Annotated in this window: 18 protein-coding genes; 16 read left to right on the forward strand and 2 right to left on the reverse strand. The window is 35.9% G+C overall.

Features of this window, described 5'->3' with window-relative positions:
* Positions 1–277 precede the first annotated feature (277 nt).
* A complete protein-coding gene (gene deoD / locus KI369_RS19495; RefSeq protein WP_000110707.1) occupies positions 278–985 on the reverse strand; it encodes a purine-nucleoside phosphorylase in 708 nt (235 codons plus the stop codon).
* Between the two features lie 360 nt (positions 986–1345).
* Between deoD and KI369_RS19500 the strand changes: the two genes are divergently transcribed.
* Positions 1346–2701 (forward strand): RNA-guided endonuclease TnpB family protein, encoded by a 1356-nt coding sequence (locus KI369_RS19500; protein WP_212957052.1) that lies wholly within the window; start codon positions 1346–1348, stop codon positions 2699–2701.
* A 377-nt stretch (positions 2702–3078) separates the two neighbouring features.
* Complete coding sequence (locus KI369_RS19505; RefSeq protein WP_212957053.1) at positions 3079–3867, forward strand: DUF8832 domain-containing protein; 789 nt, start codon at positions 3079–3081, stop codon at positions 3865–3867.
* A gap of 4 nt (positions 3868–3871) precedes the next feature.
* Here KI369_RS19505 and mprF read toward each other — a convergent pair whose 3' ends face one another.
* Complete coding sequence (gene mprF, locus KI369_RS19510) at positions 3872–6469, reverse strand: bifunctional lysylphosphatidylglycerol flippase/synthetase MprF (protein ID WP_212957054.1); 2598 nt, start codon at positions 6467–6469, stop codon at positions 3872–3874.
* 186 nt (positions 6470–6655) lie between these two features.
* On the opposite strand from mprF, the gene KI369_RS19515 reads away from it, so the two are divergent.
* The 14 genes from KI369_RS19515 to KI369_RS19580 all read left to right on the forward strand — a co-directional run bounded on the left by KI369_RS19515 (position 6656) and on the right by KI369_RS19580 (position 19695).
* On the forward strand, positions 6656–7045 hold the full coding sequence (locus KI369_RS19515) for a hypothetical protein (protein ID WP_212957055.1): 390 nt from the start codon (positions 6656–6658) through the stop codon (positions 7043–7045).
* 21 nt (positions 7046–7066) lie between these two features.
* Positions 7067–7558 (forward strand): YpuI family protein, encoded by a 492-nt coding sequence (locus KI369_RS19520; RefSeq protein ID WP_144610526.1) that lies wholly within the window; start codon positions 7067–7069, stop codon positions 7556–7558.
* Between the two features lie 105 nt (positions 7559–7663).
* The gene (locus tag KI369_RS19525; protein ID WP_212957056.1) at positions 7664–8578 is read left to right on the forward strand and encodes a superoxide dismutase; all 915 of its coding nucleotides are present in this window, start codon (positions 7664–7666) and stop codon (positions 8576–8578) included.
* Positions 8579–8689: 111 nt separating this feature from the next.
* A complete protein-coding gene (gene dacB, locus KI369_RS19530) occupies positions 8690–9814 on the forward strand; it encodes a D-alanyl-D-alanine carboxypeptidase family protein (RefSeq protein ID WP_212957057.1) in 1125 nt (374 codons plus the stop codon).
* Entirely contained in the window at positions 9807–10403 is a 597-nt protein-coding gene (spmA, locus tag KI369_RS19535; protein ID WP_000247806.1) for a spore maturation protein SpmA, read from the forward strand. The genes dacB and spmA overlap by 8 nt, the downstream gene beginning before the upstream one ends.
* Positions 10400–10930, forward strand: a complete 531-nt coding sequence (spmB, locus tag KI369_RS19540; protein WP_000029511.1) for a spore maturation protein SpmB — start codon at positions 10400–10402, stop codon at positions 10928–10930. Before spmA ends, spmB begins: the two co-directional genes overlap by 4 nt.
* Before the next feature lie 289 nt (positions 10931–11219).
* Entirely contained in the window at positions 11220–11948 is a 729-nt protein-coding gene (rluB, locus tag KI369_RS19545) for a 23S rRNA pseudouridine(2605) synthase RluB (protein ID WP_060630153.1), read from the forward strand.
* A 94-nt stretch (positions 11949–12042) separates the two neighbouring features.
* Positions 12043–12564 carry a thiol-disulfide oxidoreductase ResA gene (resA, locus tag KI369_RS19550; RefSeq protein WP_212957058.1) on the forward strand — a complete coding sequence of 174 codons (522 nt, stop codon included), beginning with the start codon at positions 12043–12045 and terminating at the stop codon, positions 12562–12564.
* Between the two features lie 121 nt (positions 12565–12685).
* The gene (resB, locus tag KI369_RS19555) at positions 12686–14311 is read left to right on the forward strand and encodes a cytochrome c biogenesis protein ResB (protein WP_212957059.1); all 1626 of its coding nucleotides are present in this window, start codon (positions 12686–12688) and stop codon (positions 14309–14311) included.
* A gap of 14 nt (positions 14312–14325) precedes the next feature.
* Positions 14326–15483, forward strand: a complete 1158-nt coding sequence (gene resC, locus KI369_RS19560; protein WP_000250092.1) for a cytochrome c biogenesis protein ResC — start codon at positions 14326–14328, stop codon at positions 15481–15483.
* Positions 15484–15785: 302 nt separating this feature from the next.
* A complete protein-coding gene (gene resD / locus KI369_RS19565; RefSeq protein WP_000426862.1) occupies positions 15786–16502 on the forward strand; it encodes a DNA-binding response regulator ResD in 717 nt (238 codons plus the stop codon).
* Positions 16502–18277: a sensor histidine kinase ResE gene (gene resE, locus KI369_RS19570; RefSeq protein ID WP_212957060.1), complete on the forward strand. Its 1776-nt coding sequence runs from the start codon at positions 16502–16504 to the stop codon at positions 18275–18277. Before resD ends, resE begins: the two co-directional genes overlap by 1 nt.
* A gap of 137 nt (positions 18278–18414) precedes the next feature.
* Positions 18415–18996, forward strand: a complete 582-nt coding sequence (locus KI369_RS19575) for a cob(I)yrinic acid a,c-diamide adenosyltransferase (protein WP_212957061.1) — start codon at positions 18415–18417, stop codon at positions 18994–18996.
* An 84-nt stretch (positions 18997–19080) separates the two neighbouring features.
* Positions 19081–19695, forward strand: coding sequence for a peptidoglycan DD-metalloendopeptidase family protein (locus tag KI369_RS19580; RefSeq protein ID WP_212957062.1), 615 nt, complete (start codon positions 19081–19083; stop codon positions 19693–19695).
* The last annotated feature ends 17 nt before the right edge of the window (positions 19696–19712 follow it).

Consider the following 19712-nt stretch of genomic DNA (forward strand, 5'->3'; position numbering starts at 1 on the left):
TTTTATTAATATAAAATTTCTCTAAAAATAGAGATTGTCCTAAGAAAAAAAGGAGGAATATGATTGTAAATAATGTCGATGTTAATAAAAATAGTTTAAAGACGATACTTCTGTTTTTCACTGCGTCACCTCTTGTGAGAAATACTGTAAATGATTTCTTTATTATAACAAATGGTACAAAAAAGTAGAGGAGAAAATCTGTCTCTTCCGAAAGTAGTTTTTAATAAAAAGTCACATAAAAAGAACTCGACAGACGTATGACGAGTTCTTTAATGTATTATTGTTGAATCGCTGCATCTAAAGCGATTTCAATCATTTCGTTAAATGTAGTTTGACGTTCTTCAGAAGTTGTTTCTTCACCAGTGAAGATGTGATCGCTTACTGTTAATACAGATAACGCATTTACACCGTATTTCGCTGCTAATGTATAAAGAGCAGTTGTTTCCATTTCTACTGCTAGTACACCGTAATCTCCAAGCTTTTTAACCATGTCCATGCTTTCGCGGTAAAATACATCTGCTGTTAAAACGTTACCAACACGAACGTGTAAGCCTTTTTCAGTTCCAGCATCGTAAGCTTTCTTTAGAAGGTCGAAGTTTGCAGCTGGTGCAAAATCAAAACCTGGGAATGTTAAACGGTTCATATTAGAATCCGTACAAGCTGTCATTGCAATAATAACGTCACGTACTTTTACGTCTTTTTGAATGGCACCGCAAGTTCCAACGCGAATTAAATTTTTAACTCCGTAGCTTTGGATTAATTCGTTTACATAAATAGAGATAGAAGGAACACCCATACCTGTACCTTGAACAGATACACGTTTTCCTTTATAAGTTCCAGTGAAACCTAACATGCCACGCACGTTATTATAGCATGTAACGTCCTCTAGAAATGTTTCAGCGATATATTTTGCACGTAATGGATCACCAGGTAATAGAATAGATTCAGCGATTTCGCCTTGTTTTGCTTCAATATGTACACTCATGAAAAGTCCTCCTTATAATGTATTGATAGAAATCAATATCATTTGCATTATACACTACGAATCCTTTTAATTAAAATCTTTTTATCCTTTTCGGCAAGAAGACTCCATCTGATTTGTGTTACGGGTGAAACCCAACAATTCAGGTGGAGATGAATTGCCGTCAGTCAATAAGGCTGAACTCTTTTGTTTCGCTTATAACAATTTTCCCAGGGGGAATGTTTGTTTCTTTTTGTCTTACAATATGTCGGAAATAAGGAGGGAATATATCTTAAGATAACGAAATTGGATAATTATAATCGTTTTGTTACTTGCACCAAAAGGAATGAATAAGTTAATTCTTTAAGAAAGGTGGTGAAAACAATGGCTAAAAAGAAAGCAGTGAAAGTATTACGGAAACAAAAGAAAAGAGAAACGCTGCGACGTTTCACGCAGAAGCAAAATATCGGACGAGCTTGCCTGACTGCACAAGAATTTCGTTTACTTCAGCGCATGTCACATAGTTCAAAAGCATTGCGAAATGTTGGGTTGTACACGATGAAACAAAGTTATTTGAAGCACAATAAAATGGCTACTGTAAAAGAAGTGGACACTGCCATGCAAGCCGATATGAACTACTGGGGGATTCAATCAAACTCTGTTCAAGCGATTCGTAGAGCCTTGTTTACAGAAGTGAAGAGCTTTTTTAAAGCATTGGAACAGTGGAAGAAAAATCCTGAGAAGTTCACAGGTCGTCCGAAGTTTCCAAATTATTCTCATTCCACCGACAAACGAATTATTGAAATCTATCAAGTTCCAAAAGTGGATGAGAACGGGTTTTGGATGATTCCGATGAGTGTTGCATTCAGAAAAAAATTCGGTTCCATTAAAATACGTATGCCTAAAAACTTAAGAAATAAAAACATCTCCTACATTGAGATTGTACCGAAGCAAAAAGGTCGGTTCTTTGAGGTGCATTATACATATGAAATGCACGTTTCTCAAATGAAGCAACAATCCATGACTACGAGTAACGCTTTGAGTTGCGATTTAGGTGTAGATAGATTAGTAAGTTGCGTAACCAATACAGGTGATGCCTTCTTAATTGATGGAAAAAAACTAAAATCCATAAATCAATACTTCAACAAAATGATATGTAACCTCCAACAGAAAAATATGGACAATGGAATTTCAAAACGTATTGTAACGAATAGAATGGCCGCACTTTGGCATAAACGAGAACGACAAATAAATGGTTATATTTCACAAACGGTAGGCCTATTGTTCAAAAAAGTGAAAGAATTCGATATAGATACGATTGTTGTAGGGTATAACGCTGGTTGGAAACAAAACTCTCATATGGGGAAAAAGAATAATCAAAAGTTTGTTCAAATCCCGTTCCATAAACTGATTGCAGCAATTGAGAATAAATGTATAAAAGAAGGTATCCGATTTTTCAAACAAGAAGAAAGCTATACTTCAAAAGCCAGTTTCCTAGACAAAGATCCGGTTCCAGTTTGGTCTAAGGATAATAGAGCCCAATATTATTTTAGCGGCAAACGAATCACTCGTGGTCTGTATCAAAGTAAAGCAGGAACATGTATTCATGCGGATATTAATGGTGCGCTGAATACATTGCAAAAATCACAAGTTGTAGAATTGGATGGCAATCTCAAAGTAAAAACGCCGATTCTATTAGAAGTGCAAAAACGTAAGGCTGTTACTTTGCGCATAGCTTAGTGGGTGTGTCAACCATCCATGTGTACCCGGCTTGTCGGGGCTTGTAGTACACGCCAGATTCATCTGAGTGGTGGCTTCTTTCATAAGGAAGAACTGCTCTTTTTCGAAAGGGTGGTGCAAGTGAGAAAACGATAGTTCGTTGCCAGTACCAACCAAAAACATACTTGGGGTGTTACCATAAGGTAGCATGGATGCTAGAGCGTCAACTGTCTAGCGATAGATGAAAAGACCTAGTGTTCTAACTCAAGCCCCCACTGAAATGTTTTATCTCAGTGGGGGTAGTTGACTATTTGTAATATGTGCAAAACAGGAGGATTTCATAAATCACAATCTAGAATATATAAGTAAGAAGTTTTGTATGAACAGAGACAATAAAAATGGTAGGTGATGTTTTGAAAAATCTTGTCATTGGACTCGTTGCTTTGCTATTTGTTGTAGTAGGCGGATTTTACATAAAAAAGTATCAAGAAACGACAGGGGCTGTAGGTGATGTTCAGGAAGTAAAATGGGATGTGTCAAATGGAAAAGGAAATGGGAAAGCAGATATTTTGTTTCAATTATTAAATAATAAAAATAGCGAAGTTCGTGGTGTGAATGATCAAATTCGGGCAGTTATTGTGGACGGACAATTAAAGCATGTACAACAAATGAAGCCTACATTTGCAGGGAATGGATCATATAAAGTATCTTCTAAAATAGCGAAAGATGAAAGATATACAATATTTTTATATGAAGACAAAAATAAGTCTGTGCAATCATTTGCGAAGAAAGATTTTGGGAAGGAAATGGACGAGGAAAATAAGAAAAAAGTAAAATTTCCAATCGATAGTGTACTTACAAAAAAAATAGGGGAGTATGAAGTTTCTCTTTTATTTGGTGCACTGCATCCGAATGAGCCAGTGACGTTAACATTTCAATTTCAAGCGAAAAAGGGTGAGAAATTGAAATTACATGCAGAGAGAGGAGAAGTGGAGGCGCTCTATATCGTGGACGAAACGAGAGAAAACTTTTTATATGCAATCCCTGTTGATACAGATGAGCAAGTACAATATCGTATTACATTTCCTGCTGAAGGAACGTATAAAATATGGGGAGATTTCTATATAAATGGTAAGAAATATGAAAAAGAATTTATTGTACAAGTTCAAAAAAGAAAAAACAGCTAAATGTTTAGCTGTTTTTTCTTTTTCCTATTAATTTTGTTACAGAGAGCATGGTAATGGGTAAAGAATGATTCTTTCTAAATGCTAAATATTTACCACTCCATGCTGGTTTATATTTTTCTTTAAAATGTCGTAACCCGCTGAAACTATACGTATAACGAACATTATTAAAGATGGCAGCAGCAACCCGTTCAGACCAGAAAGACTGTGTCGATAAACCTACATTTGAAAGTGGTGCCATACCAATATTAAAGGAATGGTATTCATTTTCTTTTGCCCACTGGAATAGGTGAATAAAAATTGCATCCATAATGCCGCTAGGTGCATCAGGATAATATCGCATTAAATCAACAGACAATGATCCGTCTTGGTATACGGGCATAAAGGTTGTAAATGCGATGATTTTTCCATCCGAATCAGATAATGTAGCGATAGGTGCTCGGCTAATATATTCACGATCAAAGTATCCGAGTGAAAAACCTTTCTCTTTTTTACCGCCAAGCCATGCATCTGAAACTTTTTTTAACTCTTCATATAGTTCGTCTGAGAATGGTGGCTGGTGAATAGAGAATGTATAGCCTTCTCTTTCAAAACGGTTGAAAGTCGCTCGCATGCCGGCGCGTTTTTTTCCTGTTATTGTAAATGTATTTAAATCAACGACAGCTTCTTCACCAAGCTTAAAGAAGTTGTAACCAAAATCATGATATAAACTCATCCATTTACTTTCTATTTGGTAGAATACACAAATGTATCCAAATCGATCAGCCTCAGCTAAAAACTCTTGTAACACAGTACGGTAGGAGGAAGGATCACCAATTGGATCACCTAGCACAACAAGACGTTTTCCAGTTATAGAGAAGAGAAGGAGCGCTTTTCCATCACTACTGAAGAAGAATTGTTTATCTCCTAAAAATCCTAAATGACTAAGTACATTTCCATCATGTTCATCTAAAAAATTTTGTAATCTTTTATCATTAGCTGGTTGCCCGGGAAATTCATTTCGATAACGATTGGCAATGAGTGAGCCAATCAGTAAAAAAGTAGGAACGAAAAAGGCAGCTGCTAATGCACTTCGTTTCACTTGTGTAATATTACGAACGACAAAATCAGGTTTAAAAGCTTCTTTTGCACCTGCAAATAAAATACCTAAGTTTTTATATAAATATAAAGTTATAAGTAAGAATATAAAAACTTTTACAATATCAGAAAGTGAGACTTCCATTTTCTCGCGTACAAATCTCTTGCGAAGCATATATAATACAGCGAGTACAATTAATAAAATAAACGTTTCTTCAATATCAATCCCTTTTAGCGTATTAAAGATGGCTGCTCCGATTAAAGAAATAATCGTCATATAGTAAGAACGTTTTGTTCCATAATATATCCCTCGCGAAAGGATTAACAGGAGAATACCAAATGTTAGTGATAAGCTAAAAGAAAATTGAATAAGATGTTTTGGAGCTAGAATATGTAAGGCGTGTGCTCGGTTTACACTAGTAGGTAGAATGGTCGATAAAATAACCATTAAGCCAGCAAATACTGTTAAAGCAGCAGATGCCCATGAACCAAGCTTTCCTAAAAAGTCACGCTGCAAAGTCCATATAACACCAGTTGTTTCTAATGCAGGCGCAATAAAAGGTTTATCTTCAAACTTTTTAATGGCCACGCCTGTCATTTCAAAAGCTGCAAAAATAAGACCAAGGCAGAAAGGTAAAATGTAATAGACGAGGCGATATAATAACATAGCAGGTAGTAATACGCCTGTATCAATGCCGTATTGTCCGAGTCCAGTTAAAAAGACAAGGTCAAATGACCCAAGTCCACCAGGTACAAGGCTAACAACGCCAGCTAAAGCAGCAATTACATATACACCCAAAAACTTTTGAAATTCGATATCGATGCCAAATAATATTAATATGACGTACATAACAATACCAGCAGATATCCACTCGACTAATGAAACTAATGAGTATAATACAGTTGGGTTTTTCTCTTCTTCTCCTTCTTCTTGTCCTTCTTCTTGTCCTTCGGTTTGCTTTGTTTTTCTATTTTTTAGTTTAGAAAATCCGATATATATAGGGACGAAAAGAGCGAAAAAGATAAGAACAGGCCATAGCCACGGTTTTTCATGCAAAATAAAACTTGTGTCTAATATTCCGATAAGACCGAGGAATGAAAGGATGGCTAATCCGTTAATAAAAGCAGTTGTCATCCAAGCGATACTTTTAATAAGTTTGCCATTTTCTTTTATGTATGGACGATAAAGCATTGTGCGTACACCAGCTCCAACGAGACCACCAAATCCAATAAATCCATTTAAAGTATTAGCAATCCATGAGATGCGGAAAATCTTTTGGACGGGTATATCAGCTTTTAAATAACGAAGCATAACATAGTCATAAAAGAACATGGTTGATACGGCAAATGCGCCAAGTGTAATTGCTAAAAAGACTCCTCCGGTTGGAATGTTTTTAATTGTATCGATTGCTTCTAAAAAAGAAATGCCTGCTAATTCTTTTTTTGCTTGAAAGAATACAATTGTTAATACAACAAATGGGAAGATAATTTTCCCGATTTGTAAGAAACGTTTCCATGAAAACGACATAAATACAACTCTCCTTGTATAAGAAAACTGAGACAATAATATTATTATGACAAACTTCAAGAAAAATAAAAAGGTAAATTCCTGTATAGAGAAGCTATTTTTTATAAGGTTTATATTTAAAAGAGTATTTCGTTTGTCAGAAAATTAAGTTAAAATAAATTGAAAGAAGGAAGAGAGGGGAAGTAGATGATTATAGTAGGTTATGCGGGATATGAGTTAGAGAAAGCAAAACCTAATACATCAGAAGATTTCTTTAATAGATCTGAAGTGACATATATATTAAATAATAAAGAGAGAACTTTTTCCGTTTTATACGTTCGATATTTTGAAGAAATTTTACAAGAAATTACTCCTTTTGAAGGGAATCCAGTATGTAAAGTAGAAGAACAAGACATATATTTACGGGATATTGTAGCCATATGTTGTTTAGTGAAAGAGAAAGAGCATCGCATGCGAAAACGTTTATATTTAAATAATATAGAAGAATTCCAACAATATTTTGATGAAGGAACAGTGGTGAAAGTACAAGAAATATTAGCTGAATTACATAAAAATAAAAGAGTAGAAATAGCGTGAAATGGCAAAGGAGAGAAAAAAATGTCTAATCTGATGGTTGAAAATCAAACAGAACAGGTTTCTATGTTTTTAGATGATGTTATTACACTGATAACCAATTATGTAAATTATCATACGTTGCCTTCTTTATTAGAAGAGACACCAGCAGGGAACGAGCAATATTATAAAGGGTTATTAGCATCAATGAGACGCCTTCTCGTTTTTTGTGAAGAAGGACATGATGCATGTTTTGTTTTGTTAAATAGCCAGCCATTTCGAAAAACAGCAGCTGAAAAAATTTTATATAAAATTTATCACCAAGTAATTGCAGAGTTTTTCTCACCAAAGAGTGATCATTGGTATGAAAATAGTCGCTCTGCCTATACGGGAAAAAACTCTATCGTTTTTCAACAAACGCCACCAGCTTCTGTAGAGCAAGTGATGAAGAGTTTAGAAGGTAAATTTCAATTGATGCGTGAAGAACTAGAATATTATGAGACGGATTACCAAACAAAGATGTTACACAAATATTAATTGCGAAAAAGAAGCTGAGGGGACTTAGCTTCTTTTCCTTTTGTACAGTTATATAAGAGATTTCCTTTGAATATATTTAAGGGGATAGTATTAAGGGGGTGTAACATGAGTCAGCAAGGTGTATTTACAGATTACTTTCATGAAGTAGAAAGCTGGTGTGAAAGTGTTCTTCACGTATTAGATAGCCGTGCAACGGAAGTGTATGATGTCCATATGCTTGCTTATAAAATCCAAATGTTATTAGACCGTATGAAAGAACATGAGTACGACACAGATGCAGAGTTTATGTATGAAATAAGTGACGATGTAGAACATATTCAGCATCATTTGCAAGAAGTATTTATGCAGGGAGAAGAGGAATATGAACTATGTGAAAGAGGGGATAGTGAACGAGCTGTTCCAATTGGAGGACATACACTCCCACCATTACCGTATCCGTATAATGCGTTAGAACCGTATATTTCTAGAGAAATTATGATGTTACACCACGATAAACATCATCGTAGTTACGTAGAAGGATTAAATAAAGCAGAGAAGATGATGGAAGAAGCGAGAAAAACAAATCAATTTGATTTAATTAAGCATTGGGAAAGAGAAGCTGCTTTTCATGGATCAGGTCATTACCTGCACACAATATTTTGGAATAACATGAAAAAAGGTGGCGGCGGAAGTCCAAGAGGGGCTCTTTCACACCGGATTGAACAAGATTTTGGAAGTTTCTTGCGTTTTCAAAAACATTTCACAGAAGCAGCTTCTAAAGTGGAAGGTTCAGGATGGGCGATTCTCGTTTGGGTGCCACGATCTGGAAGGTTAGAAATTTTGCAGAGTACACTTCATCAATTATTTACACAATGGGATACGATACCGCTCCTTGTATTAGACGTGTGGGAACATGCGTATTATTTACAATACCAAAATCGTAAAGATGAATATATAAAAAATTGGTGGAATGTTGTAAATTGGCCTGATGTCGAAAAAAGATTTGAAAGTGCAAAACAAATTGAATGGACACCGTATTAGACGCAGGTTTTCTGCGTCTTTTTTATTGGAAGGAGAAGGAGATTTCGTTCATATTTTAAAAGGCCAAGCATACACTTGTACAAAAAGTGCCAAAAGGACGTGGGGGGAAATATGAGACGAATTTGTGTAATCATAACGCTTCTTATTATGTACGCAAGCGTTATGCCAATTCCTACATATGCAAAGATGAACAGTAATGTTAGTGCTCGAAATGCTGTATTAATGGAGCAAGAGTCAGGTCGTGTATTATACGGAAAAGCAGAACATGAGCCACAAAAGATTGCTAGTATAACAAAAATTATGACGGCCTTGTTAGCTGCTGAATCAGGCAAAATGAAAGAAATGGTATCGGTTAGTAATGAAGCAGTGAGAGTAGAAGGTTCAGCAATTTATTTAAAGCCTGGGCAGAAAGTGAAGTTAGAGGATTTAGTATACGGACTCATGCTTAGATCTGGTAATGATGCAGCACAAGTGATTGCTGAAAATGTAGGAGGGAGTATAGAAGGGTTCGTATATTTAATGAATGAAAAGGCGAAACAAATTGGAATGAAAGATACGCACTTTTCAAACCCACATGGCTTGGATGGAGATGGCTCTCATTATTCGTCTGCTTATGATATGGCGCTTTTAACGAAGTATGCAATGGGGAACGAAACCTTTAAGAAGATTTTTGGGACAAAAACGTATAAATCAGATTCATGGGATTATCCGTGGAAAAACAAACATAAACTCGTGACGTCGTATTATGAATTTGCAACAGGAGGAAAAACAGGTTTTACGAAGAAAGCAGGACGGACGCTTGTTACAACAGCATCAAAAGATGGACTAGATCTAATTGTCGTAACGTTGAGCGCTTCTAGTGATTGGGATGATCATATGAATTTATTTGATAAAGGTTTTGAGCATTTCAAGCAAACAAATGTTGTAGGGCAAGGAGCTCTTGCTGAGATAACTGAAAAGAAATATGCCAATCATGTTTATACAAAAAATAGTTTTGCGGTGCCATTAACTGAGCAGGAAAGAAAGAATGTCGTATTAAAAGTTGAACTTGATAAAAGTGCAAAACTTAAGGATGGCGTAAAGGTTGGGAAGACAGAAATTTATGTTGGCAATGAGAAAGTTGGAGAACGAAATTTGTTTTATAGTAAACGAAAGTTAGTAGCTACAACGGGAATGTATTGGAATAATGTGAAAGAAATCTTTTCTCATATGATAGGTGTTGGTAGCGATGGTTAATCTCGTATGGGTAGCGATGGCAGTCATAGGGATTGTATATGCCATGATAAATGGAACGATGGAAGCAATAAATAAAGCTGTATTTGACGGGGCAAAAGATGCAGTAACAATTTGTATAGGACTCATTAGTGTTTTAGTATTTTGGCTCGGTTTAATGAAAATTGCAGAGGAAGCAGGGTTGTTAAAAAAGTTAGTGTCACTTTTTATGCCGATCGTAAAAAGGTTGTTTCCAGAAATACCGAAAGATCATCCGTCAATGGGATTTATTCTATCAAATATGATGGCGAACTTTTTTGGATTAGGTAATGCAGCGACCCCTCTTGGTATTAAAGCGATGGAACAATTGAAAGAGTTAAATGGAGGAAAGGATTCGGCGAGCCGCTCTATGGTGACGTTTCTCGCGTTAAATACATCAGCAATTACTTTAATTCCTACTACTGTAATTTCAATTCGAATGACGTATGAATCAGCGAATCCAACTGAAATTGTTGGGGTAACATTTATTGCACAAGTACTCTCTATGATCGGAGCGATTTGGATTGACCGCTATTTTTACCGAAGAAGGAGTAGGAAGGGGCGGAAAAAATGAGCATTGTAAATACAATTTCATTATGGGTAATCCCTTGTGTAATTGGTTTTATCCTTTTATATGGAACGATTAAGAAAGTGCCAACCTATGAATCATTCGTTGAGGGAGGAAAAGAAGGAATTCAAATTGCAATCTCCATTTTACCGTTTATGGTTGGGATGCTCGTATCTATTTCTATATTTCGAGCTTCAGGTGCATTAGATGCTATGATATCAGTAATGAAGCCGATGTTAGATTTAATTCATGTCCCAGCAGAAATTGTTCCGCTAGCACTTATACGCCCTATTTCAGGTTCTGCTGGTTTAAGTATAACGACCGATTTAATTGCTACATATGGACCAGACTCGTTTATTGGAAGGTTAGCTTCTACGATGCAAGGAAGTACAGATACGACTTTTTATATTTTAACAGTATACTTCGGAGCTGTTGGAATTAGAAAAATGGGAGATGCATTAAAAGTAGGACTTTTTGCCGATTTGATCGGAATTATTTGTTCAATTGTGTTTGTTTCTTTAATGTTTAAGTAATACTATTCATTTTTTATGCTATTTCGCTTATAATACGTATACGACCACTATTAAGGTGTTGCTTAATAGTGGTTTTTTTATGCGGTATTTTTGACAAAATGATGAACTTTTATTGTGAGCAATATAAAGAATATGGACAATAATAAAAGGTAAAAACATGATTTGACCTTTATATGTTTATTATCATCGCTATGTTGTTTAAGTAAGATGAAGCGAAAAGCCGTTAAGCGTATGCGGTTGCCAAGTCTTTCTAATGTAAGGTAAGATAAATTCGAGGTGAAAAAAAGAAATGGAACGATTACAAAAAGTGATTGCGCAAGCAGGTATTGCATCGAGAAGAAAGGCTGAGGAATTAATTCAGCAAGGAAAAGTGAAAGTTAACGGAAAAATAGTGAAGGAGTTAGGAACGAAAGTAACTCCTCAAGATAAAGTAGAAGTAAATAACATCCCTCTTGAAAAAGAAGAACCTGTTTATTTTTTACTATATAAACCAACTGGCGTAATTTCAAGTGTATCAGATGATAAAGGAAGAAATGTTGTAACAGACTTTTTCCCGGAAATTACACAACGTTTATTCCCAATCGGACGCTTAGATTATGATACGTCTGGCGTATTATTAATGACAAACGATGGGGACTTCGCAAATGTATTAATGCATCCTAGATATAAAGTTGAAAAAACATATGTTGCAAAAATAAAAGGTCCACTAACAGGTGAGAAAATTCGTATGTTAGAACGTGGTGTGACGTTAGAAGACGGGAAAACAGCACCAGCGCGTGTGAAGATTATTTCTTGGGACAAGCGTAAAGAAATGGCGATTGTACAATTAACAATTCATGAAGGACGTAATCGTCAAGTACGTCGTATGTTTGAAGCGTTAGATTGTAAAGTAGTGAAACTAAAGCGTGAACGCTATGCTTTCTTAGAAGTAGGAAGCCTGCGACCTGGTGATGCGAGAGAATTGACACCACATGAGGTGAAACAATTACGTGCATTGGCTTCTACAAAGCCTCGCTAATCAATATTGTGAAACTTTCACCAGTGGAATGCTCCGCTGGTGATTTATTAAAAAATACATATATGCATCACTCGTCGAAGAGAGGGGAGACAGTATGAAAAAAAATCGCTTATTATTTCGCGTTATTATTCTGCTCATTTTAAGCGGTGCTGTAGGGTTTACCCTTTATCAAGGATTCTTTGCTGATAAAGAGAAAATGCAAATTGGAAAAGAAGCACCTAACTTTATTGTGACAGATTTAGAAGGAAAGAAAATTGAACTAAAAGATCTAAAGGGAAAAGGTGTATTTTTAAACTTTTGGGGTACTTGGTGTAAACCTTGTGAGAAAGAAATGCCTTATATGAACGAATTATATCCAAAGTATAAAGAAAAAGGCGTAGAAATCATTGCGTTAGATGCAGATGAAACAGATATTGCTGTTAAGAACTTTGTGAAACAATATGATTTGAAATTCCCAGTTGCCATTGATAAAGGCCAAAAAATTATAGGTACATATGGGGTAGGACCATTACCGACAAGCTTTCTAATTGATAAAGATGGAAAAGTAGTCGAACAAATTATAGGTGAACAAACGAAAGAACAGTTAGAGGGATATTTAAAGAAAATTACTCCGTAATAAAGTAAGCCTTTACATAAGAGGTGCGTCCTTATAGCGCCTCTGGTTTGAAGATTCTGAGTATTGCGGTAACTTGAGGTTAGAATATACAATAGTACATATAGATACAGAGGCGGTGAGAGTGTTGAAAGAAATTAAGTGTGAATGTGGACATGTGAATCCAATAGGAACTGTTTTTTGTGAAGCTTGCGGGAAACCGTTTGAAAGCAATGAAAATATAAAACTATTGGATATGCGCTATGAGGGGAGTGCTCGAAGATCTCTCACGCAAACAAAAACGATAGTCGATAAAATTTGGAGTTTTTTCTCTTCTGTAAAAGTGGGTGTATGGCTCATTGTAATTACTTTAGCTGCATCAGCGATAGGAACTATTTTTCCGCAAGAAATGTACATAACTCCAGGGGTTGCACCTGCTGAATATTATAAGCAAGAATACGGATTTTTAGGGCAATTATACTATCAATTAGGGTTTAATAATTTATACGGTTCATGGTGGTATATGATTTTAATTGCTTCAATTGGTATTTCACTTGTGATATGTAGCTTGGATCGTGTCATTCCGCTTTATAAAGCATTAAAGAAACAAGGGGTGAAAAGGCACCCTAGCTTTTTAAAGAGACAAAGGTTATATGGCACTGGTACACCGCAAGATGGTGATTTGGAAAGAGTGCAAATGAATTTAAAGAAAACGAAATATAATGTGAAAGTGGAAGATGGGAATATTTTAGCTGAAAAGGGACGCTTTTCACGATGGGGTCCATATGTGAATCATATCGGTCTCATTATCTTTTTATTTGGTGCAATGCTCCGTTTTTTACCGAGTATGTACGTAGATGAAGCACTTTGGTTACGTGATGGTGAAACGAAAGAAATACCAGGAACGGATGGGCAATACTATTTAAAAAATGAGAAGTTTATAAAGGAAGTTTATGATAAAAGTAAGGACAAAGAAGTTTTTGATGAAGCGATTGATCGTGTAGGCGATAAGATGATTGCGAAAAACTTCCAAACGAATGCTGTATTATATAAAGTGGTCGGTGAAAATATAGCAGGACAAAAACCGAAATTGGAAAAAGTAAAAGAAGCGGAAATCCGAGTAAATGAGCCGATGAAATTTGATCAATTTGCTGTTTATCAAGTGGATTACAAAGAAAGTGAATTTAAAAGCATGTCTTTTAACTTGCAAAAAAAAGAAAATAATCAAAAGTGGGGTCCGGTCAAAGTTGATTTAACGAATCCTACAGAAAAATTCGATTTAGGAAATGGTTATTCTTTAGAACTATTAAGCTATTTCCCGGATTTTTATTTTGACGAGAATGGAAGACCAAATACAAAAACGAAATTACCAAACAACCCTGCATTTGTGTTTAAAATGTTTACGCCTGAAACACCAGATGGTGAAGTGAGTTTTGTTGGTATACAGCAAAATATAGAAGCTGATGGGAATAACAAATATAAAATGTCATTTGCAGGTGTGGAAATGCAAAATGCAACAGCACTTACTGTAAGGAAAGATTTAACGCTTTGGATTCTCGGTATTGGAGGATTTATATTTATGGTTGGTGTGATTCAAGGAATGTATTGGAATCATCGCCGTATTTGGATACAACGCGTTAATGATGAATGGTGGATTGCAGGACATACGAATAAAAATTGGTTCGGTTTAAAGAAAGATATTGAAAGAGTAATAGAAGGTACAGCAATTCCGCAACCAAATGATAAAGTAGTGGATAAAAAAATTAGTTAAGGTGGGGAAACGATATGGTGCAAATAAGTAGTAACTTTCTCTTTACCGCATTTATTTTATATTTAATTGCCACTCTATTTTTCGGGGGAGCAATTAAAGAAAAGGGTCATAAATGGGCAAATGTAGGAATAACGATTACAATTTTAGGGTTTATTGCACAAACAGTATATTTTGTTACAAGATGGATTGCTTCAGGACATGCACCAGTTAGTAACTTTTTTGAGTTCGGTACGTTTTTCGGTATGATGCTTGTCGGAGCATTTATTGTCATGTATTTTATGTACCGCGTAAGTATAATCGGACTCTTTGCATTACCAGTTGCGCTTTTATTAATCGCCTACGCGAGTATGTTTCCGCGGGAAATATCCCCGCTTATTCCATCTTTAAAAAGTAATTGGTTACACATTCACGTGACGACTGCAGCAGCAGGACAAGCGATCTTAGCGATTAGTTTTATTACGGGCGTTATGTATTTATTGAAAAATGTAGATCAATCAACGAGAAGCAAACGTACATTTTGGTTAGAAACGGTCGTGTTCACACTTGTGTGTACAGTTGGGTTTATTGGAGTGACAACGGTATTTTCTAGTATGAAGTATGAAGCGAAGTTTCAATGGGTTGATAAAAATGAACAACAAGTGGAAATGAAGTACAATCTTCCGGCTTTAGTAGGGCCGCATGAAGGGAAGTTGCTGACAGAAAATAAATTAGAGCCGACAGTTGAAGTTCCAGCGATTGTAAATGCGAAAAAATTAAATACTGTTATTTGGTCAGTATTGGTTGGAACGTTACTCTATATCGTATTAAGGCTAATTTTACGTAAACGAGTATCAGCGGCACTTCAGCCGTTAGTGAAAAATACGAACAGCGATTTGTTAGATGAAATAGGATATCGTTCTATTGCAATTGGATTCCCAGTTTTCACATTAGGTGCATTAATTTTCGCCATGATTTGGGCTCAAATAGCGTGGACACGCTTTTGGGGGTGGGATCCGAAAGAGGTTTGGGCGCTTATTACTTGGCTCTTTTATGCTGCGGTATTACATTTACGTTTATCAAAAGGATGGCACGGAGAGAAGTCTGCGTGGTTAGCGGTAATTGGTTTTGCAATCATTATGTTTAACTTTATTGTAGTAAACTTAATTATCGCGGGTTTACATTCATACGCATAGAGAAATAAAATAGGAGAGTGTATGTCACTTTCCTATTTTATTTTTGTCAACTTTTCTTCTTTTTTGAGAAAAACATGACAAAGTAGCGGTTGATTTTGTAAAATGATGTCGAGGACATTATATACTGTTCAAAAAAAATACATAGTTTTGGAAAAGAATTGAACAAACTTTATTATTCTTGTGAAGCATAATATGGAAAGTGAAACATTTAGAAGATTGCTTAAATAAACGAGAATAGCGCAACATAATAGTATAGAAGGGTAGGTGTAAACCGTTGTGGTAAAAGTACGCAACGGGTAGAAATGGAAAATGAATCAAGAATTTTAATTGTAGACGATGAGGATCGTATTCGTCGTTTGTTGAAAATGTATTTAGAGAGAGAACAATACACAATTGAAGAAGCGGACAATGGTGATACAGCTTTAGAAATGGCACTGCAAAATGATTACGATTTGATCCTATTAGATCTTATGATGCCTGGTAAAGATGGTATTGAAGTGTGTAAAGGGGTTCGTGAGAAGAAAGCGACGCCAATTATTATGTTGACAGCAAAGGGTGAAGAAGTAAACCGAGTACAAGGGTTTGAGGTAGGAACTGATGATTATATTGTGAAACCATTTAGCCCACGTGAAGTAGTGCTTCGTGTGAAAGCGGTCTTACGCCGTTCTGTACCGACGACATTCTTTACACAAGATACAACGACAAAAGATGTTACTGTGTTCCCACATTTAACAATTGATAACGATGCACACCGTGTTACAGCAGATGGGAATGAAGTGAACTTAACACCGAAAGAGTACGAATTACTATTATTCTTAGCGAAAGCGCCTGATAAGGTATTTGATCGTGAGCAATTGTTAAAAGAAGTATGGCAATATGAATTCTTCGGAGATTTACGTACAGTTGATACGCATGTAAAGCGTTTACGTGAGAAGTTAAGCAAAAAATCACCAGATGCTGCGAAGATGATTGTTACCGTTTGGGGCGTAGGTTACAAGTTTGAGGTTGTGAACGACTGATGCTTTGGAGAAGTGTAGTAGGGAAGTTATGGATGACCATATTACTTCTCGTTTCGTTTGTGCTTGGATTTGTTGCGATTTTACTTTCACAGTTTTTTAGAACATATTATGTTGATATGAGTGAAGCTAGGCTTCAAAAAGTTGCAACAAGTGTTTCAGAGTTAATTGAAGAAGGTGCTGATGTAAAAACGATTGAGAATATCGCGTACAAATTTTCTGATCCACTTTCAAGGATCATTATTGTAGAAGATGGTAAAGAAATATCATCTTCGCCGAAACAAGAAGGGTTAGTCACTCTTACAATGGATGATTTGAAAGAAGATAAAGAATTGGCGGCTGTTTTTACAGACAAAAAAGAAATTAAGAATAACATTAGAAAAGCCTCTAATAGTAGAAAAAATAAAAACACTGAAAATGATATTATGATTGTCGGAAAACCAGTGCAGTCAAAAAATCAAAGTGCAGTGTTCGTATACGAATCTTTACAAGTACCGATACAAGGTATGGAGAGAACAACTGATTTTATATTCTTATCAGCAGGAATTGCGATTATATTAACAACGTTCTTTGCATTCTTCTTGTCTACTCGAATTACAGCACCACTCCGTAAAATGCGTGAAGTTGCTTTTGAGGTGGCGCGTGGGAAGTTTGATGCGAAAGCTCCTATGGTATCTCAGGACGAGATTGGTGAGCTTGCAACGGCCTTAAATCAAATGGGAAAACAGTTGAAGTTTAATATGAATGCTCTGCAGCAAGAGAAAGAACAGTTAGCTAGTATTTTAAGTAGTATGGCAGATGGGGTTATTACGTTAAATCAAGAAGGTGAAGTCGTTGTCATTAATCCGCCGGCTGAGCATTTCTTACAAGTTTGGCAAGAGGAAAAGGAAGTAGAGCTCAGTAAAAAACTACCTTCTGAACTTGTTGAACTATTCCATCTCGTTGTAGAAAGCGAACAACAACAAGTGGTTGAAATTAATTTGCAAAAAGGGAACTATGTAGTTCTTATGACGCCGCTTTACAACCAAACGAAAATTCGTGGGGCTGTAGCTGTATTACGTGATATGACGGAAGAACGCCGTCTCGAGAAGATGCGTCAAGACTTTATTGCGAACGTATCACATGAACTTCGTACACCGATGGTAATGCTTCAAGGGTATAGTGAAGCGATTTTAGATGATATTGTGCAAACGAAAGAGGAAATTAATGAATTTTTTCAAATCATTTATGACGAATCCGTTCGTTTAGGCAAACTTGTAAATGAATTATTAGATTTAGCACGTATGGAAAGTGGTAATGTAGAGTTACATATAGGTGAAGTAGATATTCATCCGTTCGTTGAAAAAATAGGTCGTAAATTCCAAGGGATTGCAAAGGATAAAGAAGTCGCATTAACGGTTGATTTCCAAAATCCAATTGAGCAATACCCATTTGATGCAGATCGTATGGAACAAGTATTGACGAATTTAATTGATAACGCAATTCGTCATACGAATGCAGGTGGACATGTAACGCTTGTAATTGATACGAAAAATAATGGTCTTACTTTTGAAGTACAAGATTCGGGTGCTGGCATTCCCGAAGAAGATATTCCATTTTTATTTGATCGTTTCTACAAAGCTGATAAAGCAAGAACACGTGGAAAAAAAGGTGGAACAGGGCTCGGGCTTGCGATTGCAAAAAATATTGTGCAAGGCCATGATGGTAAAATTGCTGTTTCAAGTGTTGTTGGAGAGGGAACTACATTTTCTGTATATTTACCAAATCGTATAATTTAAATATGTGTTTTTAAAGTTGATAATGAATAAAGTTCTACTGTTTTTTATTTTTTTGTAAAATCAATTAAATAAATAATAGTAGAACTTTTTTTCTATCTTGGTCGAATGAAGAATAATAAGAGGGGTGTCGTGAAACGATGAAATTATACACGAAAACAGGAGATAAAGGGACAACAAGTGTAATAGGCGGCAGAGTGGATAAAGATAATATCCGGGTTGAAGCATATGGCACGATAGATGAGGCAAATTCTCATATTGGATACGCGATGACGAAGCTACAAGGCGGGTCTTTTGGAGATATTTACAATGAACTTGAAAATATTCAACATGAACTATTTGATTGTGGGAGCGACTTGGCGATAGTAGAGGGGAAAATTCCTTATAAAGTAACGATTGAAATGGTCGAAAACTTGGAAATAAGGATTGATTCGTATATAGAAGAAGCACCGCCGTTAGAGCGTTTTATTTTACCAGGTGGTAGCGAGTCGGCTGCTGCTATTCATATTGCGCGTACAGTTGTAAGGCGAGCAGAACGATGTGTAGTGTCCTTGCAAAAAGAAGGGGAAATAAATGAAGTTGTTCTAAAGTATGTAAATAGATTATCTGATTATTTGTTTGCGGTAGCTAGAGTAATAAACGCTCGATTACAAGTACAAGATGTGGAGTATAATCGCAGTGCAATCGTTTTTCGTGACAAAAAAGAGAAGGAAGTGGAGTAATCCACTTTCTTTTTTTGTATACTTTTTTCTGTAATATACCAAAATAGAGGAGGTATGGTGTTAATTAGAAAACGGAGGATGTATATGAAAGTGTTAAAATGTGGCGTCATGTTATTGATGGTATTGTTTTTATCTCAATTACATGTGTACGCAGAGGGAAATCGATGGACATGGCCTGTTGAAGGGCAGATAAGTGATTATTTTGGGACAAGGAACGGAAAACACTACGGTATAGATATAGCGGCACCGATTGGCGCGCCTGTGGCAGCTATTCAAGAAGGTAAGGTAACAAAGTCTTATTATTCAAGTAGTTATGGAAACGTTGTATTTATTAAACATGGAGAATATGAGGCTGTATATGCACATTTAAATAAGAGATATGTAGTTCAAGGGGATTATATTTCAAAAGGAGAAATAATTGGAGAAGTAGGAAATACAGGAGAATCACGAGGTGCACACTTACATTTAGAAGTTCATCAAGGAAGATGGACGATGGCGAAAAAGAATGCGATGAATCCATTGCTTGTATTACATGAACAAAGAAATGAAGTCGTTTCTTCATCGTTATATGTCGTGCAAAAAGGGGATACTTTAGTTAGTATTGCAAGGAAATTTAGTATGTCAGTTAAGGACATTAAAGAAAAAAATGGGCTGCAGCAAGAGCTGATTTATCCAAATCAACAATTATACGTAAAGTAAAAAAGAGCTAGTTTAAA

Origin of the sequence: Bacillus sanguinis (genome assembly GCF_018332475.1) — a bacterium.
Lineage (GTDB): Bacteria > Bacillota > Bacilli > Bacillales > Bacillaceae_G > Bacillus_A > Bacillus_A sanguinis.